This is a genomic window from Pseudomonas sp. SDO5591_S426, from assembly GCF_054070755.1.
In genome coordinates, this window is sequence record NZ_JBSVXD010000011.1 from 36,482 (window position 1) to 51,842 (window position 15,361).

A 15,361-nucleotide genomic window follows, 5' to 3' on the forward strand; every position below is an offset into this window, starting at 1 on the left:
GGCCATGCGCCTGATCAATCGCCATCCGGATCGCCCGAGTCGCCTGTTGCTGGTGATCCTGCCGTTCGCCCTGGTGCTGTTCGCCTACTTCATGGGCTCGGCCGAGCGACTGGCGGACAACCCCAATGACAAGTTGCTGCCCAGCGCCGTGCAAATGACCGACGCGGTGAAACGCCTGGCATTTATGGCCGACGGCCGCACCGGTGAATACGTGCTGTGGCAAGACACCGCCTCCAGCCTGCGACGCCTGGCCATCGGCTTGGGCATCAGCGCGCTGGCCGGGCTGTGCCTGGGCATGGCGGCCGGCACCTTGCCGCTGTTCGGCGCGCCGTTATCGCCGTTGCTGACGGTGCTGTCGATGGTGCCGCCGCTGGCGATCCTGCCGATTCTGTTCATCGTGTTCGGGTTGGGCGAGTTGTCGAAAGTGATGCTGATCGTGATCGGTATCACCCCGGCGCTGGCCCGGGATCTGGAACAGCGCGCCCGGGAAATTCCCGTGGAACTGCTGATCAAGGCCCAGACCCTCGGCGCTTCCACCTGGACCTTGATGCTGCGCGTAGTGCTGCCGCAATTGCTGCCACGGCTGTTGATCTCGTTGCGCTTGATGCTCGGTTCAGCGTGGTTGTTCCTGATTGCCGCCGAAGCCATCGCCTCCACAGACGGCCTCGGCTATCGGATTTTCCTGGTGCGCCGCTACCTGGCGATGGACGTGATCCTGCCGTACGTGGTGTGGATCACCCTGCTCGCCTGGTTGATGGATTGGGGGCTCAAGCGCCTGACCCAGCGTGCTTTCCCTTGGTACGAAGGAGCGCGGGCATGAGCTTCATCACGGTGAAAAACGTTTGGCAGCAATACGCCGATCAGGTGGTGCTCGAAGGCCTGAACCTGAGCGTCAACGAGGGTGAATTCTGCACGTTGGTGGGCGCGTCCGGTTGCGGTAAATCGACCTTCCTGCGCCTGCTGCTCGGCCAGGAACAAGCCAGTCACGGCGAGATCCTGCTCGACGGCCAGCCGCTGGCCGGTGAGCCGGATGCCAGCCGTGGCGTGGTGTTCCAGCGCTACTCGGTGTTCCCGCATCTGAGCGTGCTGGACAACGTCGCCCTCGGCCTCGAACTGCCGCGTTCGCCGTTGGTTGGTCGTTTGTTCGGTAACGCGAAAAAAGACGCCCGCGAACAGGCCTCGGTGCTGCTGCACAAAGTCGGCCTCGGTCATTCGCTGGACAAGTACCCGGCGCAGCTTTCCGGTGGCATGCAACAACGGTTGGCTATCGCCCAGGCGCTGATCATGAAGCCTCGCGTGTTGCTGCTCGACGAACCGTTTGGCGCCCTCGATCCGGGCATCCGCAAAGACATGCACGCCTTGCTGCTGGAGCTGTGGCGCGAGACGCAACTGACGGTGTTCATGGTCACCCATGACCTGTCCGAAGGTTTCAGCCTCGGCACGCGTTTGCTGGTGTTCGACAAGGTCCGCCTCGATCCGCATGCACCCGGCCGCTATGGCGCGCGCATCACTTACGACATCCCTTTGAACAGCGACCGCCGTGCCACCCGTGCCGCCGTCGACGCCTTGCCGGTGCAACTGGCGGGCACGCTTCGTATCGCTTAGAGGAGTTTTGAAAATGACAGATTCGACTCAACTGTTCCCACCGTTCGCCGAAGAAATGCTCCCCGGCGGCGGCCATCGTTCCTTCGTCTTGAAGCGCGGCCAACTGCTGCGCCTGACCGACATTCGCGGTGGCGCCAACGTCAGCCTGACGCTGCTCAACGCCAATGAAAAAACCGAACGCCTGAACCTGCCCGACAGCCTCAAATGCCAACACACCGCCAAGCTCACCACCGGCCATTGCCTGTACTCGGACATGGGCCGTGTGCTGGCCGCGATCACCGCTGATACCTGCGGCTGGAGCGACAGCCTCGGCGGCGTGCTCTGCGCTGAAGAGGTCGCGGAAAAATACGGTGCCGGCCGCTATCAGGAACTGCGCAACGGCTTCTTCCGCAATGGCACCGACAACCTGTTGGTGGAGCTGGGCAAGTGGGGGTTGGGCCTGTCGGATTTGCTGATGACCCTCAACCTGTTCAGCCGCGTCAACGTCGATGATGCCGGTCGCTTCCACTTCGTCGAAGTCAATTCAAAGGCCGGCGACTACATCGAGTTGTACGCACCGATGGACACGCTGGTGGTGCTCACCGCCCTGCAACATCCGATGGACCCGTCGCCGGAATACGCACCAAAACCACTGAAGCTCAGCTGGATGAACGCCGACGCCAGCGTCGCCGAACACTGCCGCACGTCGCGCCCGGAAAACGAGCGCGGCTTCATCAACACCGACCGTTTGTTCGCCTGAGGATCGCTGCCATGTCACTCGCTATCGCTACCGCTCCACAGTCGCCCGAAACCGCCGTCTACCGCGCCACCATTCCCGCCGGCGAACCCTGGCTGATGGAGGTCAAGGCCGGCCAGACGTTGCGCATCCTCGATCTGGAAGGCAATCAGGCCGTCGACACGCTGTTCTACAGCGTCGCCAACCCGAAAGAACGCTACGACGTGCAACGCACTTTGCGCCGGCAGAACAGCGTGTACCTGAGCACCGGCAGCGTGCTGTATTCCAACCTCGGCAAACCGATGCTGACCATCGTCGCCGACACTTGCGGGCGTCACGACACCCTCGGTGGCGCCTGCGCGCAAGAGAGCAACACCGTGCGCTACGCCCTGGAAAAACGCTACATGCACAGTTGCCGCGACAACTACCTGCGTGCCTGCGTGCATGACGGGCGGTTGGGCAAAGGCGACATCGGGCCGAACATCAATTTCTTCATGAATGTGCCGGTCACCGCTGATGGTGGGCTGACCTTTGAAGACGGGATTTCCGCCCCGGGCAAGTACGTCGACCTGCGCGCCGAGATGGACGTGATCGTGCTGATCTCCAACTGCCCGCAACTGAACAACCCGTGCAATGCCTACAACCCGACGCCTGCGGAGCTGCTGGTATGGAACTGAAATATTCGCGGTTGCGGCGTTGGTTGTTTGCCTTGTGCCAGGCCCGTTCGGGGCAGTGCCTCAAGAAACAGGAACACCGCGGCTCAAATGTGGGAGCGGGCTTGCTCGCGAAAGCGGTGTATCAGAAACATCAACGTTGACTGACACGCCCTCTTCGCGAGCAAGCCCGCTCCCACAGGGGATCGGTGGTGTTCTGAACTGAACAGATTTTTCACCGGGGACGGCCCCGGTGCCTCAAGAAAAACTGCGGGACGGCCCGCATCCCCATCAGGGGTTATGCCATGTTTGAAAAAATCCTGATTGCCAACCGTGGCGCCATTGCCTGCCGCATCCTGCGCACCCTGCGTGAGCTCGAAGTACAGGGTGCTGCCGTCTACTCCGAAGCCGATGCCGCCAGCCTGCACATCTTGCAAGCCGACGAAGCCCACAGCCTCGGTGAAGGCGCAGCCGCCTGCACTTACCTGGCAGTCGATAAAATCCTCGCTATCGCTAAATCTACGGGCGCCACGGCGATCCATCCCGGCTACGGTTTTCTCTCGGAAAACGCCGCGTTCGCCGAAGCCTGCGAAGCCGCCGACATCGCCTTCATCGGCCCGACGCCAGAGCAACTGCGGGTGTTCGGTCTCAAGCACACCGCGCGCGCACTGGCCAAGGAACATGGCGTGCCGATGCTTGAAGGCACCGAGTTGCTCGACAGCCTCGACGCGGCACTGATCGCAGGTGAACAGGTCGGCTACCCGGTGATGCTCAAAAGCACCGCCGGCGGTGGCGGCATCGGCATGCGCGTGTGTCGCAGTGCGGCGGAGTTAAGCGAGTCCTTCGAAGCGGTCAAACGCCTGGGTCAGAACAACTTCAGCGACGCCGGGGTGTTCATCGAGAAGTACATCCAGCGTGCCCGGCATCTGGAAGTGCAGGTGTTCGGCGACGGTAACGGAGAGGTGATTGCCCTCGGCGTGCGCGATTGCTCGGTGCAACGTCGTAACCAGAAAGTCCTCGAAGAAACCCCGGCGCCGAACCTGCCCGACGGCATGGCCGAAGAGCTGTGTGCAGCGGCGATCAAACTGGCCAAAGCGGTGAGTTACCGCAGCGCCGGCACTGTGGAATTCGTGTTCGACAGCGAGGCCCAGCGTTTCTATTTTCTGGAAGTGAACACTCGGTTGCAGGTGGAGCACGGCGTCACCGAACAGGTGTGGGGCGTCGATCTGGTGCGCTGGATGGTGCAACTGGCAGCCGGTGATTTACCGCCGCTGGGTGAACTGATCAAGGGTTTGAAAGCCGACGGCCATGCGATTCAAGCACGGCTGTATGCGGAAGATCCGGGCCGGGATTTTCAGCCGAGCCCAGGCTTGTTGACTGCCGTGAATTTCCCTTCGGCCAACGGCAAACAACTGCGCATCGACACGTGGGTCGAGGCTGGCTGCGAGATTCCACCGTACTTCGACCCGATGATCGCCAAGGTCATCAGCTGGGCACCGACTCGCGAAGAGGCCCGCGCCGATTTGCATCAAGCCCTCGGCGAGAGTCAGCTGTATGGCGTGGAAACCAACCGCGATTATCTGCGGCAGATTTTGCTCGATGCGCCCTTCGCCAGCGGCCAACCGTGGACCCGCTGTTTGGAAGGGCTGGTGTATCAGGCCAATACGTTCGAGGTGATCAGCGCCGGCACCCAGACCAGCGTGCAGGACTATCCCGGTCGCCTCGGTTACTGGGCAGTCGGTGTGCCGCCGTCGGGTCCGATGGACAGTCGTGCGTTGCGACTGGGCAACCGTTTGCTGGGCAACGACGAAGGCGCGGCGGCGCTGGAAATCACCATGAGCGGGCCGTTGTTGCGCTTCAACTGCGACGCGGTGGTGGCGGTGACTGGGGCGGTGATTCCGTTGACGTTGAATGGTGAAAGCGTGCCGATGAACACTGCGCTGCTGATTGCGGCGGGGGCGACGTTGAGCCTCGGCACCATCGCTGGTGCCGGTGCCCGCAGCTATCTGTGCCTGCGCGGCGGCCTGCAAGTGCCGGACTATCTGGGCAGCAAAAGTACCTTCACGCTTGGTCAGTTTGGTGGTCATGGCGGTCGCGCGTTGCGGGCCGGCGACGTGTTGCATGTACCCGCCTTGCTTGACCGCAGCGCCGGTCAACAACTGGACGATGAGCAGGTCACTGAACTACCGGCAGTGCGGAAAATTCGAGTGATCTACGGCCCCCACGGTGCGCCGGAATACTTCACTGAAAACTACATCGGCACGTTCTTCGCCACGCAGTGGGAAGTGCATTTCAACTCCAGCCGCACCGGCGTACGCCTGATCGGGCCGAAGCCGGAATGGGTGCGTGCCGACGGTGGCGAGGCGGGTTTGCATCCGTCGAATATTCATGACAATCCGTATGCAATCGGCGCGGTGGATTTCACCGGTGACATGCCAGTGATCCTCGGCCCCGATGGCCCGAGCCTTGGCGGGTTCGTGTGCCCGGTGACGGTGATCGAGGCGGATCTTTGGCAGTTGGGGCAGTTGAAGGCTGGGGACAAGGTGCAGTTCTCCCCAGTTGACCTGAAGAGCGCCCGCACCCTCGCCTTGAAATGGGATCAATGTGGGAGCTGGCCTGCCAGCGATGAAGTTGATGCGGTGTCTGATCGGGCCCCATCGCTGGCAGGCCAGCTCCCACAGGGGATTGTTTCGCCTGTTGTGTTGGATATCGGCCAGAACGATACGCGGCTGGTGGCACGCCTTTCCGGCGACACGCACCTACTGCTGGAAATCGGTGCCCCAGAACTCGACCTCGTCCTGCGCTTCCGCGCCCACGCCCTCATGCAAGCCCTGGAAAGCAAAGACCTGCACGGCGTAATCGACCTCACACCCGGCATCCGCTCACTGCAAATCCACTACCAACCCGAGCAACTGCCACTCGCCGATCTGCTCGGCATCGTCGCCGGTGAATGGGACGCGGTGTGCGCCGCGAAGGACTTGCAGGTGCCGTCACGCATCGTGCATTTGCCGTTGTCCTGGGACGACCCGGCGTGTCAGTTGGCCATCGAAAAATACATGACCACCGTGCGCAAGGACGCGCCGTGGTGCCCGAGCAATCTGGAGTTCATCCGCCGCATCAACGACCTGCCGAATCTCGATGAGGTCCAGCGCACAGTATTCGACGCCAGTTATCTGGTGATGGGCCTGGGCGACGTTTACCTCGGTGCGCCGGTGGCCACCCCACTCGACCCGCGCCATCGCCTGGTGACCACAAAGTACAACCCGGCCCGCACCTGGACCGCGGAAAACTCGGTGGGCATCGGCGGTGCCTACATGTGCGTGTACGGCATGGAAGGTCCCGGTGGTTATCAGTTCGTCGGCCGCACCTTGCAGATGTGGAACCGCTACCGCGACGTCGCCGCGTTCGATGGCAAACCGTGGCTGCTGCGCTTTTTCGATCAGATCCGTTTCTATCCGGTCAGCGCTGATGAGCTGTTGCGAATCCGCCGGGATTTCCCCCTTGGGCGCTTCGACCTGAACATCGAACACAGTCAACTGAACCTGGCGGATTACCAGGCATTCCTGGCACAGGAAGCCGAGACCATCGGGGCGTTTCGCGAGCAACAACAAGCCGCGTTCAACGCCGAGCGCGAGCGCTGGATCGCCAGCGGCCAAGCGCATTTCGACAGTGAAGAACTGGCCCCGGAAGTGACCGAAGACGCACCGCTGGGCAACGGCCAACAGAGCGTCGACAGCCACATCGCCGGCAACCTCTGGCAGGTTCAGGTGGAGACCGGTAGCCGGGTCGAGGCTGGTGATGTGCTGGTGATCCTGGAGTCGATGAAGATGGAAATCCCCGTGCTCGCGCCGATGGCCGGCGTGGTCCGCGAGATTCGCGTGCAACCCGGTTCGGCCGTGCGCGCCGGACAGCGCGTCGTGGTGCTGGAACTCGACTGAACCCATTTTGAAAAGGACTCACGCCATGAACATCAATCTGCAACTCGACGCCCTGCGCAACGCTTACCGCGACGGCAGCACCACACCCCGGCAATTGCTGCTGAACCTGCGGGACAAAGCCGCCGCGCTGAACCCGGATTATCACTTGTTCATCCACTTGCTCAGCGTCGATGAACTTGAGCCATACCTCGCCGCCCTCGACGGTCGTGAAATCGACAGCCTGCCACTGTATGGCGTGCCGTTCGCGATCAAGGACAACATTGATCTGGCGGGCATTCCGACCACGGCGGCGTGCCCCGCGTTTGCTTATGTACCTGAACGCTCGGCGACCATCGTCGAGCAACTGCTGGCGTTGGGCGCGGTGCCGTTGGGCAAGACCAATCTCGATCAATTCGCCACTGGTCTCAACGGCACTCGTTCGCCGTATGGCGCGTGCCCGAACAGCGTGTTGCCGGAGTATCCATCGGGGGGCTCCAGCGCCGGTTCTTCATTGGCGGTGGCGCTCAGTGTCGCGAGTTTTTCGTTGGGCACCGACACCGCAGGCTCCGGACGCGTGCCGGCGGCGTTGAACAATCTGGTCGGAATGAAAGCCACCAAAGGTTTGATTTCCACTGCTGGAGTGGTGCCGGCCTGTCGCACGCTGGATTGCGTGACCACGTTTACAGCCACAGCTCGGGAAGCAAGTCAGTTACTGGCATTGACCGCCAGACTCGACCCACGGGACGCGTACAGCCGCAGCAATCCGCTGTGGAATGACGGCTCGGCGTTCGGCGCACCGCGTCCATTCCGCTTCGGCGTGCCCCGCGCACAAGACCTGGCGTTTTTCGGTTGCGCTGAAGGACCGCTGTTGTTCGGTGATGCGATCGATCAACTCAAGCGCTTGGGTGGCGAAGCAGTGGAACTGGACCTTACGCCCTTTCTTGAAGCGGCACGCCTGCTTTACGAAGGACCATGGGTGGCCGAGCGCTACAGCGTCGCTGGCGAACTGATGGAACAAAATCCCCAAGCCGTGCTGCCGGTGATCCGCGCCGTATTGGCCAAGGCACCGGCCGTCACCGGCGTGCAAACCTTCCGTGCCCAGTATCGGCTGCAAGCGTTGAAAGCCCTGTGCGACAAAGCTTTGGATGGACTCGATTGCGTGCTCACGCCGACCATTGGCCGCCCGGTCACCCTGGCAGAACTCGAAGCCGAACCGGTCCTGCGCAACTCCGAACTGGGCTATTACACCAACTTCATGAACCTGCTCGACTACACCGCCATCGCCGTGCCGAGCGGTTTCATGGGCAACGGTTTGCCGTGGGGCGTGACGCTGTTTGGACGTGCGTTCACCGATCAATATCTGTTGAGCGTGGCGGATGGTTTGCAGCGGCAACAAGGCTCGGCTACGCCAGCTCCGACCAACGTTGCCCGCAATGACCGTGCGCGGCTGGTGGTCTGCGGCGCGCACCTGGACGGCTTGGCGCTGAACTGGCAGCTCAAGCAGCGCGGCGCCCGATTGGTGGAAACGGCATTCAGCTCACCTGACTATCAACTCTACGCCCTGGCCGGTGGCCCACCGTTTCGTCCCGGTATGGTCCGGGTAAGGGACGGCGGCGTATCGATTGCCGTGGAAGTGTGGGAACTGCCGAGCAGTGAGTTGGGCTCGTTCCTGACCGGGATTCCGGCACCGCTGGGGTTGGGCAAGGTGCAACTGGCGGATGGCCGGTGGGAGAGCGGGTTTATCTGTGAGGCGTATGGGCTGGAGGGCGCCACCGACATCAGCCACCTCGGCGGATGGCGTGCCTACCTGAAAACCCTCGCCTGACAGTAATCCAAGGAGCTGCCGAAGGCTGCGATCTTTTGATTCTGTTTTTAAAGATCAAAAGATCGCAGCCTCCGGCAGCTCCACAAGGACGGGTGTAACCATTAAGGAATGTAGGAACAACCATTCGCGGCGCACATAGAGCAGTTATTTCCGGGCAGTGCCTTTAGAATGCATGCCATCGGATGACTGACAATGGAATTGCCATGCCGCTTCGCTCACCGCTGTATTCTCAACGTTCGTTGGTCCTTACGCTGGTCGCGTTGCTGGGCGCGGGTTTCCTCGCCACGTCATTCCTCAGTTATTACGCCTCGCGGGCGTCGATCCGCGACAACATCGTCAACACCGAGCTGCCGCTGACATCCGACACGGTCTATTCGGAAATCCAGAAAGACCTCGTCAGACCGATCCTGATTTCCTCGATGATGGCCCGCGACACCTTCATGCGCGACTGGGTGGTCAACGGTGAAAAAGATTCCGACCAGATGACCCGCTACCTCAACGAGGTCATGACCCACTACGGCGCCTACACTGCTTTCTTCGTCTCCAACACCAGCCTGACTTACTACCACGCCAAGGGTGTACTCAAGCAGGTCAAGGCCACGGAACCGCGGGATGCCTGGTACTTTCGTGTGCGCGACATGAAGGATCCCTACGAGATCAACGTCGACCCGGACCTCGCCAACAAGGACAACCTGACGGTCTTCATCAACTACAAAGTCCACGACTACAACGACCGTTTCATCGGTGCCGCAGGTGTCGGGCTGACGGTCGATGCGGTGATCAAACTGATCGACAAATACCAGCAGCGCTACCAGCGCAGCGTGTACTTCGTCGACACCTTCGGACGCCTGGTGCTCACCGGCGCCGAGGGCGGGCCGGATGGCGCGCGGGTCGGACAAACTCTCGGTGAAATCGACAGCCTGAAAAATCTGGTCAGCCAGTTGCCCAAACCCCACAGCGGCAGCTACGAATATTCCGGCGAGGGCCAGGGACATTTCCTCAACGTTCGGTTCATCCCCGAGCTGAACTGGTACCTGTTCGTCGACAAACGCGAAGACGGCGACCTCAGCGACATCCGCCGCTCGCTGTACCTCAATCTGCTGATCTGCCTGATCGTCACGCTGACCGTGCTGGCCCTGCTCAACCGGGTGATCAAGCGCTATCAGAACAAGATTCAGGCCCAGGCCACCCTCGACAGCCTGACGGAACTGCCCAACCGTCGCGGCTTCGACCTGCTGGCCGCGCAAGCGATGCACGAGGCTCAGCGCGAGCCGAAACCGCTGACGGCGTTGCTGCTGGATCTGGACCACTTCAAGGCCTTGAACGACACCTACGGTCACCTCGCGGGCGATCAAGTGCTGATCGGCTTCGCACGGGATCTGGAGAGCTGCCTGCGGCATTCCGACATCGTCTGTCGCTGGGGCGGTGAAGAATTCATCGTGTTGCTCAAGGACACCGACGGTGAGACCGGTCTGATGATCGCCGAGAAAATTCGTCAGCATGTGGAACAACAGCGATATGCCTACAACGGCAGCACCCTGCATCTGACAGTCAGCATCGGCCTGACCACCCTGCAAACCGACGATACCTTGCACACCCTACTGTCGCGGGCCGATCATGCGATGTACCGGGCCAAACAAAGTGGCCGCAACCGTACTTGTGTGGAAAAGCCTCACTCCAGTTATGAACCCGCCTGACCTCTGCCCCGCCTGCGGCGCACCCAACGACTGCGCCCTGGCCGACCCGCGAACCGCTGACCGGGCGTGCTGGTGCTACGGCGTCAGCATAGACCCGGCAGTACTTGAAGCGCTGCCCGCCGAACTGCGCAACGCCGCGTGCCTGTGCCCGCGCTGCGCCGAAGTCGAGGCGCAGTTGCAAGCAGCTGCGCGGCCGATCACGTAAGATGCGCGGCCCTTTTATCCACGACTTTTAACCATGCGCGTCGACCGTTTCCTCAGCAACCTGCCCCGCTTCAACCGTAAGCAGGTGCGCCTGTTGCTGGTTGAAAAGCGCGTCAGGATTGATGGAAAAATCGTCAGCGACCCTCACAGCGAAGTTCGCGAGTTCAGCCGCGTCGAGGTCGACGACGAAGTGCTGCAAGTCGGCAAACCGTTGCGCCACTTCATGCTGAACAAACCCGCCGGTTGTGTCAGTGCCACCAGCGATCCTCAACACCCGACCGTGCTTGACCTGATCCATGAATCGGACAAGGACGAACTGCACATCGCCGGGCGCCTGGATTTCAACACCACCGGCCTGATGCTGATCACCAACGACGGCAGCTGGTCACGCCGCCTGACCCAACCGCAGACCAAATTGCCGAAGATCTACTACGTTGAAACCGAGCAGGACATCGGCCCCGAATACGCGATCACCTTCAACGAAGGGCTGTACTTCGCGTTCGAAGACCTCACCACCCAACCGGCCGGGCTAGAGCTGCTCGGGCCGAAGTCGGCACGCCTGAGTATCGTCGAAGGCCGCTATCACCAGGTGAAGCGCATGTTCGGCCACTTCAACAACAAAGTGATGCGCCTGCACCGCGAACGCATGGGCCCCTTGGTGCTCGACGATGCGTTGAAACCGGGCGAATACCGCCCACTGACCGATGAAGAGATCGAATCGATCTAAGCAGCCTACCGCTGAGCAGAAGTTGTCGAACAATTTACCAAAGGCACTTGCGCAATGATGTGACCCCTGCTTGAATCAGGACGTCGGCCGAAATGTGACCGACGAGTCACAACATACTTCTAAGAAACTTTTTGCCGGTAGGAACCCTTGGGTTCCGGCCTCACCCGGCAGACTGCCCGCCAATAACAATACCCGTCGACCGGACTGCACTGGATCGACATGGGCCTCCAAATTCCAGGCATATGCCTACCTGTCACAAAGCTCGTGCAATCTCTTTTGCGCGCATACCCGCTTGCCAGGAGTCTTATGACATGAGGCCAGAAATCGCTGTGCTGGATATACAGGGTCAGTATCGGGTTTACACGGAGTTCTATCGCGCAGACGCCGCAGAGAAGACCATTATCTTGGTCAACGGCTCGATGGCCACGACTGCGTCGTTTGCACAAACCGTGAAAAACCTTCACCCGCAGTTCAACGTGGTTTGCTACGACCAGCCCTACGCGGGCAAGTCAAAAGCCCACAACCTGCATGAGAAAATGCTTACCAAGGAAATCGAAGGGCAGATCCTCCTGGAGCTTATCGACCACTTCGCCGCCGAACACGTGCTGTCGTTTTCCTGGGGTGGCGCCGCGACCATGGTCGCGCTGTCGCAACAGCCACGACGCATCGAAAAAGCCGTGATCAGCTCGTTCTCCCCGGAAATCAACTCGCACATGCTCGATTACCTTGAGCGCGGCGTCGATTACCTCGGCAGCCGGGACGGCGACCGGGTCGGCAACCTGGTGAACAGCACCATCGGCAAACACCTGCCAACGTTGTTCAAGCGCTTCAACTATCGGCACGTCAGTTCTTTGGCCGAGCATGAATACGGGCAGATGCACTTCCACATCAGCGACCTCCTGCACAGTGATCGCCAGTGCTTTTTCAAAGCCGCACAGAAAATCAACGTGCCGGTGCTGTTCATGAACGGCGAATGGGACGAATACACCGCCGCCGATGGCGCCCGGTTGTTCGCCAATCACGTGCAACAAGCCACCTTCACGACCTTGCAGGCCACCGGCCACTTTCTCGACATGGAACACAAAGCCGCCTGCCGAGACAGCCGCAACGCACTGATGGGGTTCCTGAAACCGGCACAGCACGAAAGCCGACCGCGTTACCACTACGTCCAGGACCACCATGCATTGTCCATCTGAAACAGCGTCATCGCGAGCAAGCTTCGCTCTACAGTGTTGAACGCATGCCTGTAGATGCGAGGCTCGCCCGCGACAGACCGTCATGCGGTCGTCGCCCCGTGTCATCTGCGCTAAAGCCGTCTGGTATAAAGAAAAACTTCATTTCCACGCGCACATCTGGTACAAAGTCACCGCTCTGAGCGGGTGTCGTATAATGGCATTACTCCAGCTTCCCAAGCTGATAACGAGGGTTCGATTCCCTTCACCCGCTCCAATCGAATTTTGGTCTCACGTTAAGAGGGTTTTGACGGGGGATGTAGAGACAGAAAAAACCGGCCTTGATGGCCGGTTTTTTTGTGTCTGGAATTCGGGGACGATTGCTCACGAAAAACCTCGCAATACACAAACCTAGGCAAACACATGCTGCCTATCAAGGCGTGCCCTCACCGTCTGCGGTGTTGTAGAAAAAGCAGGTCAGGCATGCACCTCACGATCAAGAACGTCAGCCACCCACTGGTTGATGCTCTTGTGGGCAAGCTGTGCTTTGACGGCGACTGTTGCATGTAGCGCAGGGGCGAGGCGTAGGCTGAGATTTCCAGAATACGGCTTCTGCGGTGCCCGGCCCAGTTTGGCGCATGTTTCCAGATAATCATTAACCGCCTCTTCAAACGCGGCTCGAAGCTCGCTGACAGATTCGCCATGAAACCCGACGACATCCTTGATACCCGCGATATGGCCGATAAACAGTCCGTCTTCATCGCTGTAGTCAATTCGGGCGGCGTAGCCTTGGTAATTCATGACGTTCACGGGGTAACTCCTGCTTGTTCAAGGAAAGGTCGCCGATGCATGAGCGGCAGCGATCAATTGCATCAGAGTGCAGATCTTCTAAATTAGGAAACTGTGGGGTTCTACTCGGCCTTCCGCTTCAATGTCGCGTTCTGCGATGGGAAGACCTGTCGGACGTCAAACTCTCATCAACGATCGTGCAGCCCGTTCTGCGTAGCACTATTTCCTATCTACCCCGCTTTGGATATCGGGCGACTCTCGCTTAGTTTGTGGGCAAACTCCGAGAGTTACGTATGAAAAAGCGTTAACTGTTTTTCGGCCAGCTGATCGTATTGTTCGCACTTTTCACCCCTGCCTGTGTTCAAGCACCTGAATGACGGGTTACGAATCCCTTATGAAAGTTTGCTTGCACGTGTTGCCTGACAGAGGATGCAGAATTCGAAACCGGTCCCAGGGGCCGGTTTTTTTGTCTGATTTTCGTGTGAGCGCACCCGCAGAAAAACCTCGCAATACACAAAACACGTAAGCCCAGCCTTGCACAAACCCATTCCCGCAACGCCCTCCTAGACTCGATTCCTATCGCTGCTTCACCGAACCAGGAAGGTTTGGTGGTTATAGTGTTGATTACAAAAAAACAGTAGGTATAGTAACCACAAGCACACCACAGGGAGGTGATGTGAATAGCCGATTTTTGATAAGCCAAATCGTTGCGGACGGTTGGTATCTGGTACGAATCAGAGGCAGTCATCACCACTTCAAGCACCCCACCAAGCCGGGGTTGGTGACCGTCCCTCATCCGAAGAAAGATCTGCTCAAGAAAACGGCCATCAGTATTTTGCAACAGGCGCTGCTCTAACGAGCGCTAGGCGCTGAGTCCTCGGAGGACAATGAACATGCTTTATCCAATTGCGATTTCAATGGGCGACGACGAGCACGCCTGGGGCGTTGAAGTCCCCGATATTCCGGGCTGCTTTTCCGCCGGGGAAGATCTGGATGACGCGATGGCGATGGCCCGCGAAGCCATTGAAGGCCATTTCGAAATTCTGGCAGAAGACGGTTCGCCCATTCCGCCCGCCACCAAAGTGACCTTGCACGCGGCTGATCCAAAATACGCGGGATGTGCGTGGGCGTTGGTGGACATTGACGTGACCAAATACCTGGGCAAAGCCCAGAAACTGAACATTACGCTGCCCGGCTACCTGCTCAACCGTATTGATGAATATGTACTGCACCATCCGGAGGAGAAAAGCCGTTCGGGCTTTCTGGCGTCGGCGGCACTCAAGGTGTTGCAGCAGGGCTGATGTGGTTGCTGCAGAAATAAATCAACCGGTCCTTGGTGGCCGGTTTTTTTATGGCCGGCATTTAGTGAATCGCTGGTTCCACCCCCGAACTTAGAGCGCTCAAACGAAGCCGCTTTTCAGAAAAAGCAACGTCCTACAATAGTCTGGGAAATGTCCGTACAATTGCGCATTGCTGTGCTTTTGCCACGAAGCCTATAGTCCTCCAACGCCCAAATGGCGTGTCGGGTTTGGCGACCTGAAGTGGAATACAAAAGCGCGCTGGCTTGCTTGCAGGCGTTTTTGCATCTGTAGAGTTGTCGTTTTTTGGCAGCTGTGCGCGGGAGACTTTCGGGTCTGCCGGCTTCCACTCCGGTTCGCCAACCTGCGTACAGTTGCCACCCTTTCGTTTGGCGACGATTGGCTGGTTGACCTCAACTTAGTGGAGCAATACGCATGAAAGAGTTCATGGCTTTAACCAGCAACGCCGACGATCTCCCCTCGTTTTACGTCAACACCACCCAACCGTTGCACTCACTGCTCAGCAGCGCCCGATACCGAATCGGTGCGGTGACGCAGGTTCTCGAAAACCTCGCGATGCGCGGTGAAATCAACACCGACTCGGTCATTCTCAGCGACTTCGCATTGTTGTGCTGCATCCCTCTGCGTGACGGCTGCGATGTGTTGGATGTCATCGCTCGGCGCATGGATGCAGAAACGTCCTGACGATTATTCGGACGCCTTTCAAGGCGCTCGTATATTTTTCGTATTGATCTTCGT

The 15,361-nt window shown here is 59.5% G+C and carries 14 protein-coding genes and 1 tRNA gene; 14 read left to right on the forward strand and 1 reads right to left on the reverse strand.

Translation table 11 applies throughout. The features are described from left to right. The first annotated feature begins 4 nt into the window (after nucleotides 1-4). From ACW9JC_RS04440 to ACW9JC_RS04490, 11 genes are all read left to right on the forward strand, one after another. Nucleotides 5-820, forward strand: a complete 816-nt coding sequence (locus ACW9JC_RS04440) for an ABC transporter permease (protein ID WP_457453826.1) — start codon at nucleotides 5-7, stop codon at nucleotides 818-820. Next, a complete protein-coding gene (locus ACW9JC_RS04445) occupies nucleotides 817-1,605 on the forward strand; it encodes an ABC transporter ATP-binding protein (RefSeq protein ID WP_457453828.1) in 789 nt (262 codons plus the stop codon). The genes ACW9JC_RS04440 and ACW9JC_RS04445 overlap by 4 nt, the downstream gene beginning before the upstream one ends. 13 nt (nucleotides 1,606-1,618) lie before the next feature. Then, nucleotides 1,619-2,344 carry an urea amidolyase associated protein UAAP1 gene (locus ACW9JC_RS04450; RefSeq protein ID WP_457453829.1) on the forward strand — a complete coding sequence of 242 codons (726 nt, stop codon included), beginning with the start codon at nucleotides 1,619-1,621 and terminating at the stop codon, nucleotides 2,342-2,344. Between the two features lie 11 nt (nucleotides 2,345-2,355). Continuing rightward, a complete protein-coding gene (locus ACW9JC_RS04455) occupies nucleotides 2,356-2,997 on the forward strand; it encodes an urea amidolyase associated protein UAAP2 (RefSeq protein ID WP_007996701.1) in 642 nt (213 codons plus the stop codon). 281 nt (nucleotides 2,998-3,278) lie between these two features. Continuing rightward, the gene (gene uca / locus ACW9JC_RS04460; RefSeq protein WP_457453831.1) at nucleotides 3,279-6,911 is read left to right on the forward strand and encodes an urea carboxylase; all 3,633 of its coding nucleotides are present in this window, start codon (nucleotides 3,279-3,281) and stop codon (nucleotides 6,909-6,911) included. Between the two features lie 25 nt (nucleotides 6,912-6,936). Beyond that, nucleotides 6,937-8,715: an allophanate hydrolase gene (gene atzF / locus ACW9JC_RS04465; RefSeq protein ID WP_457453832.1), complete on the forward strand. Its 1,779-nt coding sequence runs from the start codon at nucleotides 6,937-6,939 to the stop codon at nucleotides 8,713-8,715. A gap of 203 nt (nucleotides 8,716-8,918) precedes the next feature. Next, nucleotides 8,919-10,412, forward strand: a complete 1,494-nt coding sequence (locus ACW9JC_RS04470; protein WP_457453834.1) for a sensor domain-containing diguanylate cyclase — start codon at nucleotides 8,919-8,921, stop codon at nucleotides 10,410-10,412. Then, on the forward strand, nucleotides 10,399-10,617 hold the full coding sequence (locus ACW9JC_RS04475) for a cysteine-rich CWC family protein (RefSeq protein ID WP_457453835.1): 219 nt from the start codon (nucleotides 10,399-10,401) through the stop codon (nucleotides 10,615-10,617). The genes ACW9JC_RS04470 and ACW9JC_RS04475 overlap by 14 nt, the downstream gene beginning before the upstream one ends. A gap of 33 nt (nucleotides 10,618-10,650) precedes the next feature. Then, complete coding sequence (locus ACW9JC_RS04480) at nucleotides 10,651-11,343, forward strand: pseudouridine synthase (RefSeq protein ID WP_457453836.1); 693 nt, start codon at nucleotides 10,651-10,653, stop codon at nucleotides 11,341-11,343. A 311-nt stretch (nucleotides 11,344-11,654) separates the two neighbouring features. Beyond that, entirely contained in the window at nucleotides 11,655-12,539 is an 885-nt protein-coding gene (locus ACW9JC_RS04485) for an alpha/beta fold hydrolase (protein WP_338585194.1), read from the forward strand. 179 nt (nucleotides 12,540-12,718) lie between these two features. Further along, a tRNA-Gly gene (locus tag ACW9JC_RS04490) sits at nucleotides 12,719-12,792 on the forward strand. A 200-nt stretch (nucleotides 12,793-12,992) separates the two neighbouring features. On the opposite strand, the gene ACW9JC_RS04495 is transcribed toward ACW9JC_RS04490, so the two are convergent. Then, nucleotides 12,993-13,325 carry a type II toxin-antitoxin system HicB family antitoxin gene (locus tag ACW9JC_RS04495; protein ID WP_457453837.1) on the reverse strand — a complete coding sequence of 111 codons (333 nt, stop codon included), beginning with the start codon at nucleotides 13,323-13,325 and terminating at the stop codon, nucleotides 12,993-12,995. Nucleotides 13,326-13,980: 655 nt separating this feature from the next. Here ACW9JC_RS04495 and ACW9JC_RS04500 point away from each other — a divergent pair. The 3 genes from ACW9JC_RS04500 (at nucleotide 13,981) to ACW9JC_RS04510 (ending at nucleotide 15,307) form a co-directional block, all read left to right on the forward strand. After that, entirely contained in the window at nucleotides 13,981-14,160 is a 180-nt protein-coding gene (locus ACW9JC_RS04500) for a type II toxin-antitoxin system HicA family toxin (protein WP_007984690.1), read from the forward strand. 37 nt (nucleotides 14,161-14,197) lie between these two features. Further along, complete coding sequence (locus tag ACW9JC_RS04505) at nucleotides 14,198-14,605, forward strand: type II toxin-antitoxin system HicB family antitoxin (RefSeq protein WP_457453839.1); 408 nt, start codon at nucleotides 14,198-14,200, stop codon at nucleotides 14,603-14,605. Nucleotides 14,606-15,037: 432 nt separating this feature from the next. After that, nucleotides 15,038-15,307 (forward strand): short-chain dehydrogenase, encoded by a 270-nt coding sequence (locus ACW9JC_RS04510; protein ID WP_457453840.1) that lies wholly within the window; start codon nucleotides 15,038-15,040, stop codon nucleotides 15,305-15,307. Nucleotides 15,308-15,361 lie beyond the last annotated feature (54 nt).

Coding starts and splice junctions, on each gene's coding strand:
- ACW9JC_RS04475 (WP_457453835.1), top strand. CDS start 10,399: ATGAACCCGCCTGACCTCTGCCCCGCCTGCGGCGCACCCAACGACTGC.
- ACW9JC_RS04510 (WP_457453840.1), top strand. CDS start 15,038: ATGAAAGAGTTCATGGCTTTAACCAGCAACGCCGACGATCTCCCCTCG.
- ACW9JC_RS04450 (WP_457453829.1), top strand. CDS start 1,619: ATGACAGATTCGACTCAACTGTTCCCACCGTTCGCCGAAGAAATGCTC.
- uca (WP_457453831.1), top strand. CDS start 3,279: ATGTTTGAAAAAATCCTGATTGCCAACCGTGGCGCCATTGCCTGCCGC.
- atzF (WP_457453832.1), top strand. CDS start 6,937: ATGAACATCAATCTGCAACTCGACGCCCTGCGCAACGCTTACCGCGAC.
- ACW9JC_RS04455 (WP_007996701.1), top strand. CDS start 2,356: ATGTCACTCGCTATCGCTACCGCTCCACAGTCGCCCGAAACCGCCGTC.
- ACW9JC_RS04445 (WP_457453828.1), top strand. CDS start 817: ATGAGCTTCATCACGGTGAAAAACGTTTGGCAGCAATACGCCGATCAG.
- ACW9JC_RS04470 (WP_457453834.1), top strand. CDS start 8,919: ATGCCGCTTCGCTCACCGCTGTATTCTCAACGTTCGTTGGTCCTTACG.
- ACW9JC_RS04485 (WP_338585194.1), top strand. CDS start 11,655: ATGAGGCCAGAAATCGCTGTGCTGGATATACAGGGTCAGTATCGGGTT.
- ACW9JC_RS04440 (WP_457453826.1), top strand. CDS start 5: ATGCGCCTGATCAATCGCCATCCGGATCGCCCGAGTCGCCTGTTGCTG.
- ACW9JC_RS04480 (WP_457453836.1), top strand. CDS start 10,651: ATGCGCGTCGACCGTTTCCTCAGCAACCTGCCCCGCTTCAACCGTAAG.
- ACW9JC_RS04505 (WP_457453839.1), top strand. CDS start 14,198: ATGCTTTATCCAATTGCGATTTCAATGGGCGACGACGAGCACGCCTGG.